The 853-nt window shown below is 63.3% G+C and carries 1 protein-coding gene; it reads right to left on the bottom strand.

Annotated elements, in window-relative coordinates; genetic code table 11:
• A partial coding sequence (gene istA, locus ACFOZ5_RS13400; protein WP_379888139.1) for an IS21 family transposase occupies nt 1-853 on the bottom strand: 853 nt, incomplete at both ends.

Genomic DNA, 853 nt, shown 5'->3' on the forward strand with positions numbered 1-853 from the left:
CTGGCAGGCGGCCTCCAGCCGCGACTCGCCGTAGCTCTGCCCCAACCGGAGAATGCCCAGACAGGAGCGGTAAGCCTGCTGTGGGTGTTTGCGGGCACCCAGTGCGGTGCGGATGAGCTTCTCCGTCGCCGGTCCGGTCTTGGCCGCCCAGGCGGTCAGCCGCTCTGGGGTCCACTCACCAGCCTGGCGATGGGACTCCGGCATGTGAGCGGCGATGGTGCTATGCCGACCCTTCTGGTCCGAGCGCCGGTGGCTGGCGATTCGATTGCCTCGGTAGAAGCACTCGATGGTGTTGTGGGTGATCCGGACCTCCACCTCCTTCTTGATCAAGGTGTAGGGAACCGAGTAGTAATGCCCGTCGATGGCCACGTGGTAGTCGATATGAACGCGGGCCTTCTTCCACTCCGCGTAGACATACGGCTCCGCCGGCAATGGTTGCAGGACCGGCTTGTCCAACTGTTCGAAGTGGTCGCGCCGGCAGCCGGGTAACTTGCGGAAGGGCCGGCTGTTGAGTCTTTCCAACAACTCACGGATGGTGGCATTGAGCTGCCCCAGGGAGAAGTGCTGACGGTGGCGCAATGCCGCCAGGATCCAGCGTTCGACGATCAGCACACCGCCTTCCACCTTGGCCTTGTCGCGGGGCTTACGAGCCCGTGTGGGGACAACGCCCACACCGTAATGGGCGGCCATATCCTGGTAGGTCGGGTTAAGATCCGGCTCGTAGCGGTGGGCCTTGGTGACACCGGAGCGGAGGTTGTCGGGCACCACTAATTCCGGAACCCCATTCAGGTACTGGAAGGCACGGATGTGAGAGCCGATCCAGTCTGGCAGTTTCTGGCTCCAGGTGGCTTCG

This window comes from Marinobacter lacisalsi, assembly GCF_042651045.1.
GTDB lineage: Bacteria > Pseudomonadota > Gammaproteobacteria > Pseudomonadales > Oleiphilaceae > Marinobacter > Marinobacter lacisalsi.